This window comes from Pigmentiphaga aceris, from assembly GCF_008119665.1.
GTDB classification, from domain to species: domain Bacteria; phylum Pseudomonadota; class Gammaproteobacteria; order Burkholderiales; family Burkholderiaceae_B; genus Pigmentiphaga; species Pigmentiphaga aceris.
In genome coordinates this window covers 5,964,154-5,979,062 of record NZ_CP043046.1, presented here as the reverse complement: position 1 = coordinate 5,979,062, position 14,909 = coordinate 5,964,154, and the positions used below count along the sequence as shown (strand labels likewise).

The window sequence follows — 14,909 nt, the reverse complement described above, 5'->3', positions numbered from 1 at the left end:
CAGTCAGCCAAGCGCTCGGGTAAGCACTTATGCTGCGCAAGATGCCAAAAAAAGTGGAATCCGCGTGTGCATGAACGCCACTACGCATCAAGACGCCGCCTCTTGGGTGCTGTAATGAATACACCACGCCCCTCGTGCGTTGCCCCCTGAGAACCGATATGGAAACGACCCCCACGCGCGCTTCGTTCACTGCTTCCCGACAACGGGCATCGGCCGCTCAGGGCGACCAGGCGGTGCTGGCATGAAACTCGAACCGTACTGGTTGGATACCGCCCCCGCATTCACCGGGGGGGCTTATGGCGACCTGCCGGCCCGTGCCGATGTGGTGGTGATCGGCGGTGGCTTCACCGGCCTGTCGTCTGCGTTGTCGCTGGCCAAGCGCAATGCGTCTGTGGTGGTGTTGGAAGGGGGCAGGGTGATCGGCCAGGCCTCGGGCCGCAATGGCGGCCACTGCAACAACGGCACCTCGCAGGATTTCGCCACGCTGACCGCGCGTTATGGTGCCGACCGTGCCCGCCTGTTCTACAACGCCTACGATGCGGCGGTGGAAACGGTGTCCGGCCTGGTTACCAGCGAAAACATCGATTGCGATTTCAAGCGTGTCGGCAAGATCAAGCTGGCCGCCAAGCCCGAGCACTTCGCCAAGCTGGAAAAGGCGTATCACGGCCTGCGTGACAACGTGGACCGGGATGTCGATCTGGTGCCCGCCAGCCGCATCCGCGACGAAGTCGGCTCGGACCGCTATTACGGCGGCCTGGTGCAGCACAAGGGCGCGCAGATGCACATGGGCAAGTTCGGCGTGGGCCTGGCGCAGGCGGCGGTGCGGGCGGGCGCAACAATCTATGAGTCGGCGCTGGTCACCGCCTTGAACAAGCAGGCGGGTGGCGGTTTTGAAGTCGTCACGGCACGCGGCACCATTCGTGCCAACCAGGTATTGCTGGCGACGGGCTGCTCGAACATCGGTCCCTTCAAATGGTGGCAGCGGCGCATTGTGCCGGTGGGCAGCTTCATTGTGGTGACTGAACCGCTGTCAGTTGCGCAGCTCGACCGGATCATGCCCAAGCGCCGCAACTGCGTCACCACCAAGAACATCGGCAACTACTTCCGCACAACGCCGGACAATCGCCTGCTGTTTGGTGGCCGGGCACGTTTTGCGATGTCGAACCCCACGTCCGACATGAAAAGCGGCGACATCCTGCGGGCCGGCATGCAGGAGGTGTTTCCCGAATTGAAAGACACCCGGCTGGACTACTGCTGGGGCGGCATGGTCGACATGACCGCCGATCGTCTGCCGCACGCCGGTGAGCGTGACGGCCTGTATTACGCCATGGGCTACAGCGGCCACGGCGTGCAGATGTCGGTGCACATGGGCGGCGTGATGGCCGATGTGATCAACGGCACGCCGCAGGCCAATCCCTGGGGCGACCGTGACTGGCCCAGCCTGCCGGGCTACTCGGGCAAGCCGTGGTTCCTGCCTCTGGCCGGGCTGTACTACCGCATGAAAGACGTCTTGTATTGAACGGGTCCGGCTGACTCGTCGGCTGTCCTGGTCGATGCGTCCTGCCCGTGCCCCAGGCCGTGATCCGATTGCGGCAGGAACGAGGGTTATGAACGCACGTTTTTATCGATTGGCGGAAACCGATCGTGCACCCATCGAACTGCGTGTCGATGGTCGGCCGGTCTTTGCGTTGCAGGGCGACACCTTGCTGGTGGCGCTGCTCGCCACGACCCGCCACGTGCGTGTGTCCGAGTTCAGCGACACCCATCGCGCGGGTTTCTGTCTGATGGGGGCCTGTCAGGACTGTTGGGTGTGGACGCAAGCCGGTGACCGGCTGCGCGCCTGTTCGACCCAGGCGGAAAGCGGCATGTCGATTCTGACCAATCAGCCGGAGGGATCGTGGCTCAGCCCCGTGTGATCGTGATTGGTGCCGGCCCGGCTGGCGTGCGTTGCGCGCAGACCCTGGTGGCTGCCGGCATTCGTCCCACTGTGATCGAAGAGGGGCGGCGTGATGGCGGGCAGATCTACCGTCGTCAGCCCGAGTCCTTCAAGCGCTCGTACGAAACCCTGTATGGCGACACCGCCGACCGCGCAAAGTCCTTGCACAGCGACTTCGACGCGCTGAGATCGCAGATCGACTACCGGCCCGAGACGCTGGCCTGGAACGTGGCCAACAGCATGGTCTATGCGGTGAAGGCAGGTGTGTCCACGCCCGTGCCCTTCGACGCGCTGGTGGTGTGTGCAGGCGCGACCGATCGCCTGATGCCGATTCCCGGTTGGGACTTCGCCGGCACCTACAGCCTGGGTGGTGCGCAGATCGCCCTGAAGGCGCAGGCGTGCTCGATCGGTCGTCAGGTGGTGTTCATGGGCACCGGGCCTTTGTTGTACCTGGTGGCTGCGCAGTATGTGGCGGCAGGAGCCAAGGTGGCGGCGGTGCTCGACACCTCGCCCTTCAGCCTGCGCATCGGTGCCTTGCCCAAGCTGCTGGCGCAACCGGCTGCCTTGGCCAAGGGCATGAGGCTGGTTGCATCTTTGAAGCGCGCGCGTGTGCCGCTGTATTCGGGTGTGAAGCTGATCGAAATCACCGGCGACGCCCACGACGGTGTGCAAGGCGTGGTGTTCGATGACAGCAAGGATGTACGTCGCACGGTGCAGTGCGATGCCGTGGGGCTTGGCTACCACCTGCGGCCCGAAACCCAGCTGGCCGATCTGGCGCGCTGCGAATTCGAATTCCATGCGGGTCGCCGGCTGTGGATGCCCAAGGTCGATGACATGGGGCGCAGCTCGGTGAAGGGGGTTTATCTGGCGGGCGATAGTGCGCGCGTGCTGGGTGCCGATGCGGCCGAAGCCAGTGGCCGGCTGGCTGCGTTTGCGGTGTTGCAGGATCACGGCCACAAGGTGCCCGCCGATCAGGTGCAGGCGGCTGAAGCCAGCCTGGCGCGCATCCGCCGATTCCAGGCCGGTTTGAACCAGGCTTTCCCGTGGCCGCATGCGCAGGCAGCAGACCTGCCCGACCACGCGGTGGTGTGCCGCTGCGAGAACGTTACCGCAGGCGACTTGCGCCACGTGGTGAACGAGATGGGTGCACAGGAAGCCAATCGCGCCAAGGCCTTCAGCCGCGTGGGCATGGGCCGTTGCCAGGGCCGTTATTGCGGTGTGGCGGGTGCAGAGATCATTGCGCAGGCGGCTGGGGTGCCGGTGGAACTGGTGGGTCGCTTGCGTGGGCAGGCCCCGATCAAGCCCTTGACGATTGCGGTAGAGGACCCGGCATGAGCACGCTGATGAATGCCCCGGACCAGCGCCGTTATGACGCCGATGTGGTGATTGTCGGTGGCGGCTTCATGGGCGCGGCAACAGCATTTTTCCTGCGTCAGCGTGGTCGTTCGGTGATCTTGCTGGAACGTGGCCTGGTAGGTCAGCAGGCAAGCGGTGTGAACTTCGGCAACGTGCGTCGCCAGGGTCGTTTCCTGCCGCAACTGCCGCTGGCCAATCGCTCGCGTGCCATCTGGGGACGGCTGCCGGAACTGCTGGGTGAAGACGTTGAATTTTTGCCTTCCGGGCATGTGCGGCTTTGTTACGACCCGGTGCACCTGGATGCGCTGGAGGAATACGCCAAGGCTGCCAGGCAGTTGGGCCTGGACCTGGAACTGCTGTCGCAACAGACCGTGCGCAAGCGGTTTCCGTACCTGACACACGAAGTGGCGGGGGCGTCCTACGCGCCCGTCGACGGCCACGCGAACCCCCGCCTGGCCGCACCGGCATTTGCCCGTGCTGCGGTGCGCGCAGGTGCCAAGGTGATCGAGAACACCGAGATCGCGGCAGTCGAAAAAGACGGCGAAGATTTCCGCGCGACGGCGACCGATGGGCGAATTTTCCGCGCGCCGGCGATGCTGATCACCGCGGGTGCCTGGGGCAGCCTGCTGTCCGAACAATTCGGCGAGGCCGTGCCCATTGTGGCGCGCGGTCCGCAGATGTCGGTGACCGAACCTATTCCGTACAAGATGCGCGAAGTGTTCGGGGTGATGACCAAGATTGAGCGCGAGGTGGTGTATTGCCGCCAGATTCCGCGCGGCAACATCATCATCGGCGGCAGCACGCGAGGCCCGGCTTTCCCCGACATTCGTCGTGCGTACGCACTGCCCACCAGCACCATGACGCAGATGGCCGAGATTCGCCGCCTGATTCCGGCGTTCGGTCGCTTGAATATCATCCGCACCTGGAGCGGTATTGAAGGCTACATGCCCGATGACCGGCCTATCATGGGCCCCAGTGGCAAAGTAAGCGGTTTGTTCTACGCCTTCGGGTTCTGCGGCCACGGTTTTCAACTGGGGCCGGGCGTGGGTGATGTAATGGCTGAATTGATCGATACGGGGTCGACCACCACCCCGATCGAACCTTTCCAAATGGCACGCTTTGCCGTGCCGGTGGCGGTTGCCGGAGGAGTCGACGAGTGAAGACAACGGATGCGAATGCGGTGCTTGCCTATCGTCCGCTGCACGCGGCAGATGCTGCCGCTGCGCATCGGCTGACGCAGTCGATTCACTGGTCGCATCGCCTGATCGACTGGCAGGCCTTGTTGCGCAATGGCACGGGCGTGGCTGCACTGGCGGGTGACGAGATCGTGGGGGTAGCCATGTACTGGCTGCACGACGACACGCACGCCAGCCTCGGCATGGTCATTACCGCGCCGGACTATCAAGGGCAGGGTATCGATCGTGAGATGGTCGAACGGGTGATGCCTGCACTGGCGGGCCGCAGTGTGTTGGTCAACGCGTTTGCCGACAGCCGGAGCATGTACGAAGACCTGGGCTTTGTCTTGGTGGGTCGCGTGGAGCGACACCAGGGTGCCGTGTTCGAGGCGCAGCCGATTGCACTGGCCCCTGGCCAGCGGGTGCGGCCGATGAGCGTGGGAGAAGGCCCGGCACTGGCCGCGCTGTGCGCGCGCGCAGCGGGTATTTCACGCGGACATGCGCTGGAAAATCTGCGCCCGGCACGGGATTGTGTGGTGCTGGAACGCGACGGTGTGGCCCAAGGTTTTGCGCTGTGCCGTCGGGTGGGCGGTGCACACGTGATCGGCCCGGTCGTGGCTCCGGACATCGACAGCGCAAAGCTGCTGATCAACCATTGGATGGCCACGCATCTGGACGTGTATCTGCGTATCGATGTGGTTGGTTGCCCGCCGCTGGATACGTGGATCAACGCGCGTGGCCTGCTGCCGGCCATCACCTTCCTGAGCATGGTACGTGGCGAGGCTCCGCAAGGAGACGCCACGATGCGCTTGTTCACCTTGGTGAATCTGGCGCTGGGGTAGCACGGCGGGCGATCCTTTTTCTGGTTCGCCCATTGCCGTGTTCATGTACGCCCCGTTACGCAGAAGATCGGCAGGTGCCGTAAGGCTCAGGTTTCGTCAGAACGAACCCCCCAGCGGGTACTCCAGCGCCACGCGCACCCGTTCGGTATTCAGTTCCGCCTGTGCCTTGTTGTTGCGGTGTACGTCGTGGCGCAAGGTCAGCATCAGCCCTTTGGCGGCACCGCTTTGCACGGTGTATTTCAGGAACAGATCGCGTTCCCAATGACGCCCGCCACGGCCATAACCCAGCCAGGTATAGCCACCTTTCGGGTCGGCACCACTGCCATCGATGCCGCTGCCGCGTGTGTAGGCGGCCGCCACGCTTAATCCCGGAATGCCGAACACACCCAGGTCCAATTCGTAGCGCAGTTGCCACGACTGTTCGCCCGGGCCGTTGAAGTCCGACAACTGCATGGCATTGCCCAGCCAGATGGCACCGCGCGACACATAGTCGAAGGGCGTATCGCCATCGACCTTCTGATAACCCAGACCGATGCGATGCGGACCTTGCACGTAGCTGGCCATCAGGCTGCCGGTGGTGTTGTCGATCTCGCCTGCAAGACGTCGGCCGGTATCGGTGCTGCGGTATAGATGCGTGTCGAATACGACGGCACGTTTGTCTGCCAGCGGCACGGTGTACGTGGCACCCGCATACTGTCCGCGCCAGGTGTCGCGGAAGGTCGACAGGTAGACGCTGGCCGACAGGTTTTCGATGCCGGTGTAGGTGCCGCCAGCAAAGTCGAAGGCATCACCGCGTGGGGCGTTGGAATAGTTCACCGTCAGCGGATTGTTGCTGCGCCGGGCATTGCGGTCGGCCGAATGGGTGAAGTGGCCGGCCTGCAGAGTCAGCGCAGGAATTTCCTTGCTGGTCAGCAGCCAGCCCATCGCGGTCTCGGGCAGCAAGCGGGTGTCGGAAGATCCGAATACAGGTGTCTTCACCCGTTGTTCGCCCACCTTCAATACGGTGGACGACACGCGCAGCTTGAGCGCTGCGCCGCCGCGTGCGCTGTTGTTGCTCAGATACCCTTGATCGTCCAGTGCCAACAGGCGCGCCTTGCCCGCACTGTAGTCATCGCCGCCCAAGGTCTGTGCAAGGTAGAGCTGGGCATCCAGCCCTACGCCGATCACGCCCTGCGTGAAGCCGGATTCAACGGTGCCCATCAAGCCGTAGCCCCATTCCTCGGCGCTGTCGCTGCGTTGCGCGCGCGGCCGGAAGGCGTTGCGGGCACCGTTGCTTTTGTCGCCGTGGCGGTAGTCGCGATAGTCGTAGACGCTGCGGTTCAGCAGGCTCCAGCGGGCGTCCTGAATGAAGCCGCCAGCGGTGGCTTGAGCACCGCTAGGTTGAAGCAGTGATGGTGTTTCTGCGGGTGCTTGGATGGCTGTTTGTGCCGGCACCGGGGCCGTCTGGGCCTGAGTCCAGGCGAGCGCGGGCGACAGCAGCAGCGCTGCTGCAAAAAGAGTCTGCTGCATTTACAGGTACTTCAACCAGGCAATGTCACGACGGCGTGCCTTGAACGCCGCAAAGGCGCGCACCGGCGCATACAGCGCAAGCGCCAGCACGATAGACCCCAGCCATACCTGCCAGACCGCATCGAAACCGAAGAACTTGCCGTAGTTCAATCCCCACATTGCCACGGCCCCCAGGTACAGGAACTTCAGCACGTACAAGTGCAGCAGATAGAAGAACATGGGCGCAGCCCCGAAGACCGCCAGGGGGGCGAGCCAGCTTGCGCCTTGTCGGCGTTCGAACGCACGCAGCAGCAACAGGCCCACGCCCAGCGTCAGCATCAGGAAGAGCAGCGAGGGCGGGTACTTGGTGATGTTGACGAAGCTCATTACGCTGCGCAGCAGGGTGTCGCCAAGCGCCCAGGGCTTTTCACCGTAGACGTCCAGCACGCGCAAGACGGCAAAGCCCGCCAGCAGCCCCATGCCCCAGCCCAGCAGCTTTTTCTGACGCTGCGCGGCGTCGGCACGCGGCAGGAACATCGGGCCGGTTGCGTAGCCCAAGGCGATCACACCGATCCAGGGCAGCAGCGGGTAAGAGGTGCGCAGTCGGAAGGTGTCCGACACGTTGATCCAGCCACGGTCATGCAGGATGGCCCAGGGCACATGCATCCAGTGGCCGACCGGGAAGTGCAGACCATCCAGCAGGTTATGGCCTGCCACCAGCACCACACCAACGGCGATCAGCGCCGGGCGCGGCAACCACACCAGGGCGGCCAGGGCCAGCATGCTCAGGCCGATGACCCAGATCACTTGCAGATACAGCACATTGGGCGGGAATACAAAGGTCCAGGCAAAGCTGACCAATGTCATTTCCAGCACAACCAGGAACAAGCCGCGTTTGGCCAGGAAGCTGGAGGCGGCGGCGCGGCTGGCATGTTGTGAGTTGCTGGATTGGCTTCCGTACCGGTTCCCATACAGATACGCCGACAAGCCCGTCAGGAACACAAACACCGGTGCGCAGACGTGGCTGAGCATGCGGCTGAAGAACAGCGCCGGGTCGGTGTCGGCCACCGACATCGGGTCGGGTACCTGGTGATGCAGGTAGAAGGTTTCGCGCACGTGATCGAGCAACATGAACAGGATCACCAGGCCGCGCAGCGCGTCGATGGACAGCAGCCGCCCGGTGGCGCTTGACGCGCCGCCCGTCGCAGACGGGTTGGCGGAGTGGACGAAGGTGGAGGCCATGAGATCAAAAATTCATCTATATGCAACTTAGTATCATATCAATGATTGTGTTTAAACGATACTAAGTTGCATTTGTGCCGCAAGAGATGAGGTCGTCATGCAAACGGCATGAACGCGATATGCAGGCAAGACGCAAGCAATAGCGTTGCGCCGGCAAACATGACACGCCGTTGATGCCGCTTTTCCAACTGACTTTCATCGGTCGCGTGTGGTGTTAGACGTGTGATGCGGTTTCTCCAGCGCCTGCCCGGCAAGGGGGAAATCCTTACCTGAAGACGCCAGAGCTGGCGCGTAAAATGCGCGATTGCGCAGGCGCACAGAAGTCCGGTGCGCCACCACTTCCCGTGGTTGCGCCCGTGCTGTCTTCAAGGAATTGCCGATGCGTTCTGCCCTGCTTGTGATCGATGTCCAGCGCCGCCTGTTCGACGAAGAGCCGCGTCCCTTCGAGGCGGACGCCACCATCGATCGCATCAACGCGCTGACCGAGCGAGCCAGGCAGGCCAAGGTGCCGGTGATCTTCGTGCAACACGAAACCGACAGCGGTGCGATGGTGCGCGGCAGCGACGGGTGGCAGCTTGCCAACGGCCTGCGCGTGGCGGAAGGCGACCAGCATGTGCGCAAGACCACGCCAGATTCCTTCCTGCGCACGGCATTGGGTGAGCTGTTGGCCGATCAGGCAACCGAGCATGTGATCGTCTGCGGCTACGCCAGCGAGTTCTGCGTGGACACGACAGTGCGCCGCGCCGCTGCATTGGGCTATTCGGTGACCATCGCGGCAGATGCCCACACCACGCAGGACAAACCGCACGCGTCGGCTGCACAGATCCGCGCGCATCACAACGCGACCTTGCCGGCGATCACCAGCTTCGGCAAACCGATTGTCGCGGTGCCCTCGGGCGAAATCAGCTTGGGGTGAACTGGCTGGCAGTGGGGGAAGCGGTCGCGGCTTATCAATCGCCCGCAGGAACGGGCGACCACCTGCAAATCAGGTCGCAGGCAGCAGATGTCAGGCGACAAACCCTGGCATCACTCCACGTCCACCAGGTACCCCATCACCGCCGTCAACAAGCTGGGCACATCCGCACATGCGGTGGCCCCCGGCAACACCAGGTCGGCGTGCAGTGTGAACACACGCTTGCCCCATTTCAGGCCCAGCGCCATCTCGGAAATGGTGCCCATGCCGCCGCCCACGGCCACCAGGCAGACGGCGCTGCGGGCGATCAGGGCATTGCGCATTTCGCCCATGCCGGTGGGCAGGGCGATGCTCAGATAACGGTTGGCGGCGCTTAAGTCTTCCTCGGGCAGAAAGCCGATGGCAATGCCGCCGTTTTCCGTCGCGCCGCGTGATGCGGCTTCCATCACGCCGCCCCGACCGCCGCAGACGATGGTCATGCCTGCACGTGCCAGGTAGCCCGCGATTTCGCGTGCATCGGCACATACGGCAGGGGAGCCATCGCCCGGGCCGATCATGGCCACTGGCTGACGCAGGCGTCCGCCCCCACGCTGGCGACGTGCCAGGGCCAGTTGCATATCAGTGACTGCCATGGGCAGCCCGGTCTCGCTTCGAGGTGACGACATCACCGATTCCCATCACGAACACGCAGACAGCCATCAAAAGCAGGGACAAGGCGGCTGCGCCCGCGAAGTCCGAGCCGCCGTCGCTGACTTTCGAAAGCAACATCAGCGGAAGAATATTCAGTTGGGTGCCGGCCAAGGCCAGCGCCGTGCCGTAGGTGCCCATGGCCAGCGCTGCCACCAGGCAGGCGCTGGAAAAAACCGATGGCGCAACTTCAGGGATCACGGTGTCGATGAAGGCCTGCAAGCGCGATGCACCCAGGGTGCGAGCGGCATCCATCGGTCGCGGATCGAGGTTGGCGAACAAGGGGTAGAGTGACAGCGCGACGCGCGGCACCAGGTAGTAGGCGTAGGCCAGGCCCACCCCGCCCACGGTGTAGATCCAGTTGCCGACCACGGCCGGGTCTGCACCCAGAAAGGCCAGCAATTGAGTGACGAAGCCCGCGCGCCCGAAGGCCAGGATGAAGCCGTAGGCAATGACCAGACCCGAGAACGCCAGCGGCAGGCCCAGCAGGCTCATCATCCAGTGACGGCGATGGGCTGGCTGGCGTGCAAGCTCGATGGCGATCAGGGTGCCGACCACGGCCGATACGGCACCTGCCGTCAGTCCCAGGCCCAGCGTGTTGCGCAAGGCCTGCCAGAACAAGTCATCTGCAAATACCCGGCCGAAAGCGCTGCCGCCTTCGCCAAAGGCTTCGGGCAGCAGCGCCGCCAGGGGCGCGGCAAAGAACAAGGCCATGAACAGCCAGGCCGGCCAGCCACCAACGCGTTTCATCGCGCAGTGCCTTCCGGCAGCCGGCGATCGCTGCACTCGGCAAGCGGCCGATCCGATGCAGCAAAACCGATCCCGGCCAGGTACCGCAGGTGCGTCGCGGACATTGCTTATTTACCCACCGTGGCTGCGGTCCACAGCTTGTCGACTTCTGCCTTGCGCTCGGCTGCCTTGACCACATCCAGCGGCTTGACCTGCGGTGCGTCAGGCATCTTGGCGCGCACCTCGTCCGACAAGGCGATGCCCGGCACGGACGGGCGCACATAGCCTTGCGCGAACAGGTTCTGGCCGGCTTTGCTCATGATGAAGTTGAGCCACAGCTTGCCGGAATTCGGGTTGGGACCGTTCTTCACCAGGCTGATCGCATACGGTGCAGCCACGCTGGCTTCCTTCGGGATCACGACCTGCACGGCGTCGCCCATGCCGTCGGTGTACTTGGCTTTCAGGCCGTCATTTTCGTAGCCGATCCAGATGGGGATTTCGCCCTTCAGGAACTTGGCGTAAGGCGTAGTGCCTTCGATGCGTTGCACGTTGCCGGCGGCGTGCAGCTTGCCTAGATAGTCGGTGCCGGGCTGCACGTTTTCAACGCTGCCACCGTTGCCGTAGGCCGCCGCGAACACAACAACTTGGCCGACCCCAGCGGTTCGCGGGTCCAGGTAGACCACGCTGTTCTTGTATTCGGGTTTCAGCAGATCGGCCCAGCTGGTGGGCACGTTCTTGACCAGCTTGGTGTTCACCAGGAACGCGATGTTCAGCGTGTGGATGGTGAACCAGCGGCCCTCGTCTTCACGGAACACCGGGGGCAGCTTGTCGAAGTTGATCGGCTTGAAAGGCGCAACCACGTCCTTCTTCACGGCGTCCACGGCAGAGGCGGCGAAGTAGTAGGCGGTGTCGGCCTGCGGGCGGCGACGGGTCTTGTCCAGGGCCACGACAGTAGCGGCCGAGCCGATGTCGTTGTAGGTGATTTCCACTTCCGGGTAACGCTTCTTGAAGTCACGGAACAGCGACTTCCAGTTGGCCCATTCCGGGCCGGTGTCGAAGGATACGACCAGGCCTTCTTTTTGCGCGTCGGCGTACAGCGCTTTTTCACCGCTGTAGAGTTCGGGGCCATCGAAGGCGGCGGCCGGGCCGGCCAGCAAGGCGGCGAGTGACAGTGCGCCGGCGGCCTGGATCAGTTGTCTGCGTTGCATGGTGCCTCTGGAAAAAGCTGCCCGATGGGCGAGGGGAAGAAAGAATCGAAGATCACGAATGCGCCTGACTGCGCACAGAAAATTGCCGGCAGTCGGCTCGTGATGATGTCTGCAAAATCGGAAGGACAAAGACATCGCCAATGCAAAACACGCATGCGTTTTTGTGCACTGGCGATCCCTCATTCGTCCAGCAAATGGATGTGATCAGGGTCAATGGCGATGGCCTCACGCGCAGGCACCGGCGACTCCGCCAGGAAGCGCTGCGAGGCACCTGCCACCAGGAAGTCGTAGCGCACAACGGAACCCAGGTAACGTTGCTGCCCAGGTGTGCCAAGGAAGCGATTCGCCGCATCGACTTCAGGATCGGGCCGCATGTGTTCGGGGCGGATCAACGCGCACACGGTGCTGCCTGCGGCACGCGAACCCGTTGCCGTCTTCAATTCCGCAAAGCCCACATCGACACGATCCACTGCCGACACCCGCCCCGGTAGCAGTGTCGACAAGCCGACGAATTCCGCCACCGCACGGGTGGCAGGGCGCGTGTAGATGTCACGCGGCGTGGCCAGTTGCAGCAGTCGTCCGTCCTTCAGCACGGCCACCCGGTCGGCCATGGTCAGCGCTTCTTCCTGGTCGTGTGTGACCAGCAGCGTGGTGGCACCGAAGCGCTGTTGCAGTTGACGAATCTGGTCGCGCAGATGCCCGCGAATACCCGCGTCCAAAGCTGCCAGCGGCTCGTCCAGCAGCAATGCTTTGGGGTCGATGGCCAGTGCGCGGGCCAGCGCCACACGCTGCTGCTGTCCCCCCGACAATTGCGTGACCGGGCTGGCTCCGTAGGAACCTAGCCCCACGGTCTCCAGCAATTCCTGCGCGCGTCTGCGCCGCTCGTTAGTGGCGACTTTGCGCAGCTTCAGTCCATACGCCACGTTGTCCAGCACGCTCAGGTGCGGGAACAGCGCGTAGCTCTGAAACACCATGCCCAGTTCGCGCTGGTGCACCGGTTTACCGGCCAAGTCTTCGCCACCGAGCGCGATGCGCCCGCTGTGGCCGGTGCTCAAGCCCGATACCAGTTTCAGCAGCGTTGACTTGCCCGAACCGCTGGGGCCGATGACCGCCACCAGTTCACCGCTTTTCACGTCGATCGACACGTCGTGCAGGCCGTGTGCGCTGCCGGGATAGGTGTAGGAAACGTGGTCGAGAATCAGGCTCATGATGGCGTCCTGGGTGCAGTGCAGACCTGCGCCCGCAGAAGAGAATGACGATCAGGCATGACGAACCACCCGCGAGGAAATCAGCGCGGATGCGCAGGCCAGCACCAACAGAATCACGGTGGCCGCGCACGCAAACCCGGTGGCACCGTAGAAGGCTTGCAGCAGCACGACGGGGTAGGTGCGGTTCTGGAAACTCACCAGCAGGTTCGACAGGTTGAATTCGCCCACCGATATCGCTGCGACCATCACCAGGCCGCTGACCATGCTGTGGCGCAGATTGGGCAGCACCACGCCGGCGAATTGCTGCCAGCCGGATGCGCCCAGCGTGGCGGCCGCCTGTTCCAGCTTTTCGGGCTGCAAATGGCGCAGGTCTGCCAGCAGCGTATGGGTCAGATAGGGCAGGGTATGGATGACGTGCGCTGCGATCAGCAGCGGCATGCTGCCCAGCCAGGGCATCAGGTCGGTGTTGAACACGATCATGTAGCCAAAGCCCAGCGTGATCGTCGGCACGGCTACCGGCATCACACTGACGATGCGCGCCGCCAGGCTGCCGCGTCGGCGTGCGCCGTGATACAGCGAGTACGCCAGCGGTACTGCCAGCAACAGATCTATCACGCAGGTTGCACCGGCCACCAGCAGACTGTTGACGAAAGCGCGTCGAAACGAGCTGTCTTGCCACAGGTCGACATACCATTGGCCGGTGAAGCCACTGGGCAGCAGGCTGTTGGTCCACGATTGGCCGACGCTGCCGATCAACAGCAACACGATCGGCAACAACAGATAGACGCCATAGACCAGGGAAACGCCGCGTACCAAACCAGTGTCCTCAGCGGAGACGGCTGCGTCTGGCGAGAAACACGATTGTTTCCGCGTTGGACAGCATCCGATGCTTTGCGCTGCGCAATCAGGCTGATCGCGCATTCAACAGAGCCGGATGATGGACGCGCTATATGAACCGTCGATGACAAGACTTGAGTAAATGGAAAGGGTTTCACGCCCTTGTCATCAAGCGAGGGCAAGCTTGCGTCATGAAACGCAGCTGCCCAACCATTCAGGAATTATTGGCGCTCGACGCCATCGCGCGTTACCAGAACATGACGCAGGCGGCCGGCGCGCTGTGCATCACCGTCAGTGCGGTGAGCAAGCAGCTGGCAAGCCTGGAGTCTTTTCTGGGCGTGGAATTATTGGAAAAACACGGGCGCAGCGTGCAGCTGACGCCCGTTGCGCGCAGCTATTGGCAGCGCGTGTCGGGCGGGCTGCGCGAGATCGAAACCGCCAGCTTCGAGCTTCGGGCCGGGGCAAACGATGCGGCTGCGGGCACCGCCACCGGCTTGCTGACCTTGGCCAGTGTGCCTACCTTTCTGACCAAGTGGTTGATCCCGCGTCTGCCGGACTTCCGGCAGCGGCACCCCGGCATCACCTTGAGTTTCGGCCAGCATCTGAGCCGCGACGATGCGATTGCGCCTGGTGTCGACGCGGCCATTCGATACGGTGTCGGGCAATGGCCCGAGCTGATGGTGGAATACATCGGCGGGCGAGAGTTCGTGCCGATCGGTGCGCCCGACCTGCTGGGCGGCAAGCGCGCAGAAGGCGCCGATGCGCTACGTAGCCAGCGCTTGTTGCATCACGAAGAGGCCCCCGGGGCATGGCGTCAATGGGCGGCCCAGCATGGCGCGCCCGACCTGCCTACGCTGACCGGCCCGCGATTCACGCGATATTCGGCGCTGGTTCAGGCAGTTGCGAGCGGCCTGGGGGTTGGGCTGGTGCCTCGGCTGCTGGTGGAAGAAGAACTTGCGCAAGGCCACCTGATCACCTTGACCGGCATGGCCGTCACCCTGGATCAAGGTCATTACCTGTGTTTCCGGGCCGAGCGTACCGAGTCGCCGGTACTCGGGGTGTTTCGCAAGTGGCTGCGGGACCAAAGTCACGTGGTCTAGTCGGTATCCCCATATGCACTGAGTTGGTGCAATAAGCCAATCGGGGCTTTGGTCATGCACCTTGCTGGGGATTTATTTCCTTCGAATGCATGTGACTTATTCGAAAATGCCCGACGTTGCAAAAAAATGGCAGTGAATTAAGGGTAAACCCTTTGTGATCATGCGATGATGCTGTCTGTAAATCGTTG

The 14,909-nt window shown here is 63.2% G+C and carries 14 protein-coding genes; 7 read left to right on the top strand and 7 right to left on the bottom strand.

The genetic code is table 11. The annotated features are described in order from the left end of the window. Positions 1 to 241: 241 nt before the first annotated feature. The 5 genes from FXN63_RS25825 (at position 242) to FXN63_RS25805 (ending at position 5,309) form a co-directional block, all read left to right on the top strand. Positions 242 to 1,519: an NAD(P)/FAD-dependent oxidoreductase gene (locus tag FXN63_RS25825; protein ID WP_148818471.1), complete on the top strand. Its 1,278-nt coding sequence runs from the start codon at positions 242 to 244 to the stop codon at positions 1,517 to 1,519. Positions 1,520 to 1,607: 88 nt separating this feature from the next. After that, on the top strand, positions 1,608 to 1,916 hold the full coding sequence (locus tag FXN63_RS25820; RefSeq protein WP_148818469.1) for a (2Fe-2S)-binding protein: 309 nt from the start codon (positions 1,608 to 1,610) through the stop codon (positions 1,914 to 1,916). After that, positions 1,898 to 3,271: an FAD/NAD(P)-dependent oxidoreductase gene (locus FXN63_RS25815; RefSeq protein ID WP_148818467.1), complete on the top strand. Its 1,374-nt coding sequence runs from the start codon at positions 1,898 to 1,900 to the stop codon at positions 3,269 to 3,271. Before FXN63_RS25820 ends, FXN63_RS25815 begins: the two co-directional genes overlap by 19 nt. Then, entirely contained in the window at positions 3,268 to 4,452 is a 1,185-nt protein-coding gene (locus FXN63_RS25810; RefSeq protein ID WP_246164972.1) for an NAD(P)/FAD-dependent oxidoreductase, read from the top strand. The genes FXN63_RS25815 and FXN63_RS25810 overlap by 4 nt, the downstream gene beginning before the upstream one ends. Beyond that, complete coding sequence (locus tag FXN63_RS25805; protein ID WP_187395035.1) at positions 4,449 to 5,309, top strand: GNAT family N-acetyltransferase; 861 nt, start codon at positions 4,449 to 4,451, stop codon at positions 5,307 to 5,309. Before FXN63_RS25810 ends, FXN63_RS25805 begins: the two co-directional genes overlap by 4 nt. 96 nt (positions 5,310 to 5,405) lie before the next feature. On the opposite strand, the gene FXN63_RS25800 is transcribed toward FXN63_RS25805, so the two are convergent. Next, positions 5,406 to 6,818, bottom strand: a complete 1,413-nt coding sequence (locus tag FXN63_RS25800; protein ID WP_148818463.1) for an OprD family outer membrane porin — start codon at positions 6,816 to 6,818, stop codon at positions 5,406 to 5,408. Beyond that, positions 6,819 to 8,039 carry an acetyltransferase domain-containing protein gene (locus FXN63_RS25795; RefSeq protein WP_148818461.1) on the bottom strand — a complete coding sequence of 407 codons (1,221 nt, stop codon included), beginning with the start codon at positions 8,037 to 8,039 and terminating at the stop codon, positions 6,819 to 6,821. Positions 8,040 to 8,418: 379 nt separating this feature from the next. On the opposite strand from FXN63_RS25795, the gene FXN63_RS25790 reads away from it, so the two are divergent. Continuing rightward, positions 8,419 to 8,955, top strand: coding sequence for a cysteine hydrolase family protein (locus FXN63_RS25790; RefSeq protein WP_148818459.1), 537 nt, complete (start codon positions 8,419 to 8,421; stop codon positions 8,953 to 8,955). A 110-nt stretch (positions 8,956 to 9,065) separates the two neighbouring features. Here the strand turns inward: FXN63_RS25790 and FXN63_RS25785 are convergent, their stop codons facing one another. The 5 genes from FXN63_RS25785 to FXN63_RS25765 form a co-directional block, all read right to left on the bottom strand. Next, entirely contained in the window at positions 9,066 to 9,584 is a 519-nt protein-coding gene (locus FXN63_RS25785) for a TIGR00725 family protein (protein WP_246164971.1), read from the bottom strand. Continuing rightward, positions 9,571 to 10,389: an ABC transporter permease gene (locus FXN63_RS25780; protein WP_148818455.1), complete on the bottom strand. Its 819-nt coding sequence runs from the start codon at positions 10,387 to 10,389 to the stop codon at positions 9,571 to 9,573. Before FXN63_RS25780 ends, FXN63_RS25785 begins: the two co-directional genes overlap by 14 nt. 107 nt (positions 10,390 to 10,496) lie before the next feature. After that, positions 10,497 to 11,576: an extracellular solute-binding protein gene (locus FXN63_RS25775; RefSeq protein WP_148818453.1), complete on the bottom strand. Its 1,080-nt coding sequence runs from the start codon at positions 11,574 to 11,576 to the stop codon at positions 10,497 to 10,499. Positions 11,577 to 11,755: 179 nt separating this feature from the next. Next, complete coding sequence (locus FXN63_RS25770) at positions 11,756 to 12,784, bottom strand: ABC transporter ATP-binding protein (RefSeq protein ID WP_148818451.1); 1,029 nt, start codon at positions 12,782 to 12,784, stop codon at positions 11,756 to 11,758. Between the two features lie 51 nt (positions 12,785 to 12,835). Continuing rightward, positions 12,836 to 13,600: an ABC transporter permease gene (locus FXN63_RS25765; protein WP_246164970.1), complete on the bottom strand. Its 765-nt coding sequence runs from the start codon at positions 13,598 to 13,600 to the stop codon at positions 12,836 to 12,838. Between the two features lie 212 nt (positions 13,601 to 13,812). Here FXN63_RS25765 and FXN63_RS25760 point away from each other — a divergent pair, with 212 nt between their 5' ends. Beyond that, the gene (locus FXN63_RS25760) at positions 13,813 to 14,721 is read left to right on the top strand and encodes a LysR substrate-binding domain-containing protein (RefSeq protein WP_148818447.1); all 909 of its coding nucleotides are present in this window, start codon (positions 13,813 to 13,815) and stop codon (positions 14,719 to 14,721) included. Positions 14,722 to 14,909 lie beyond the last annotated feature (188 nt).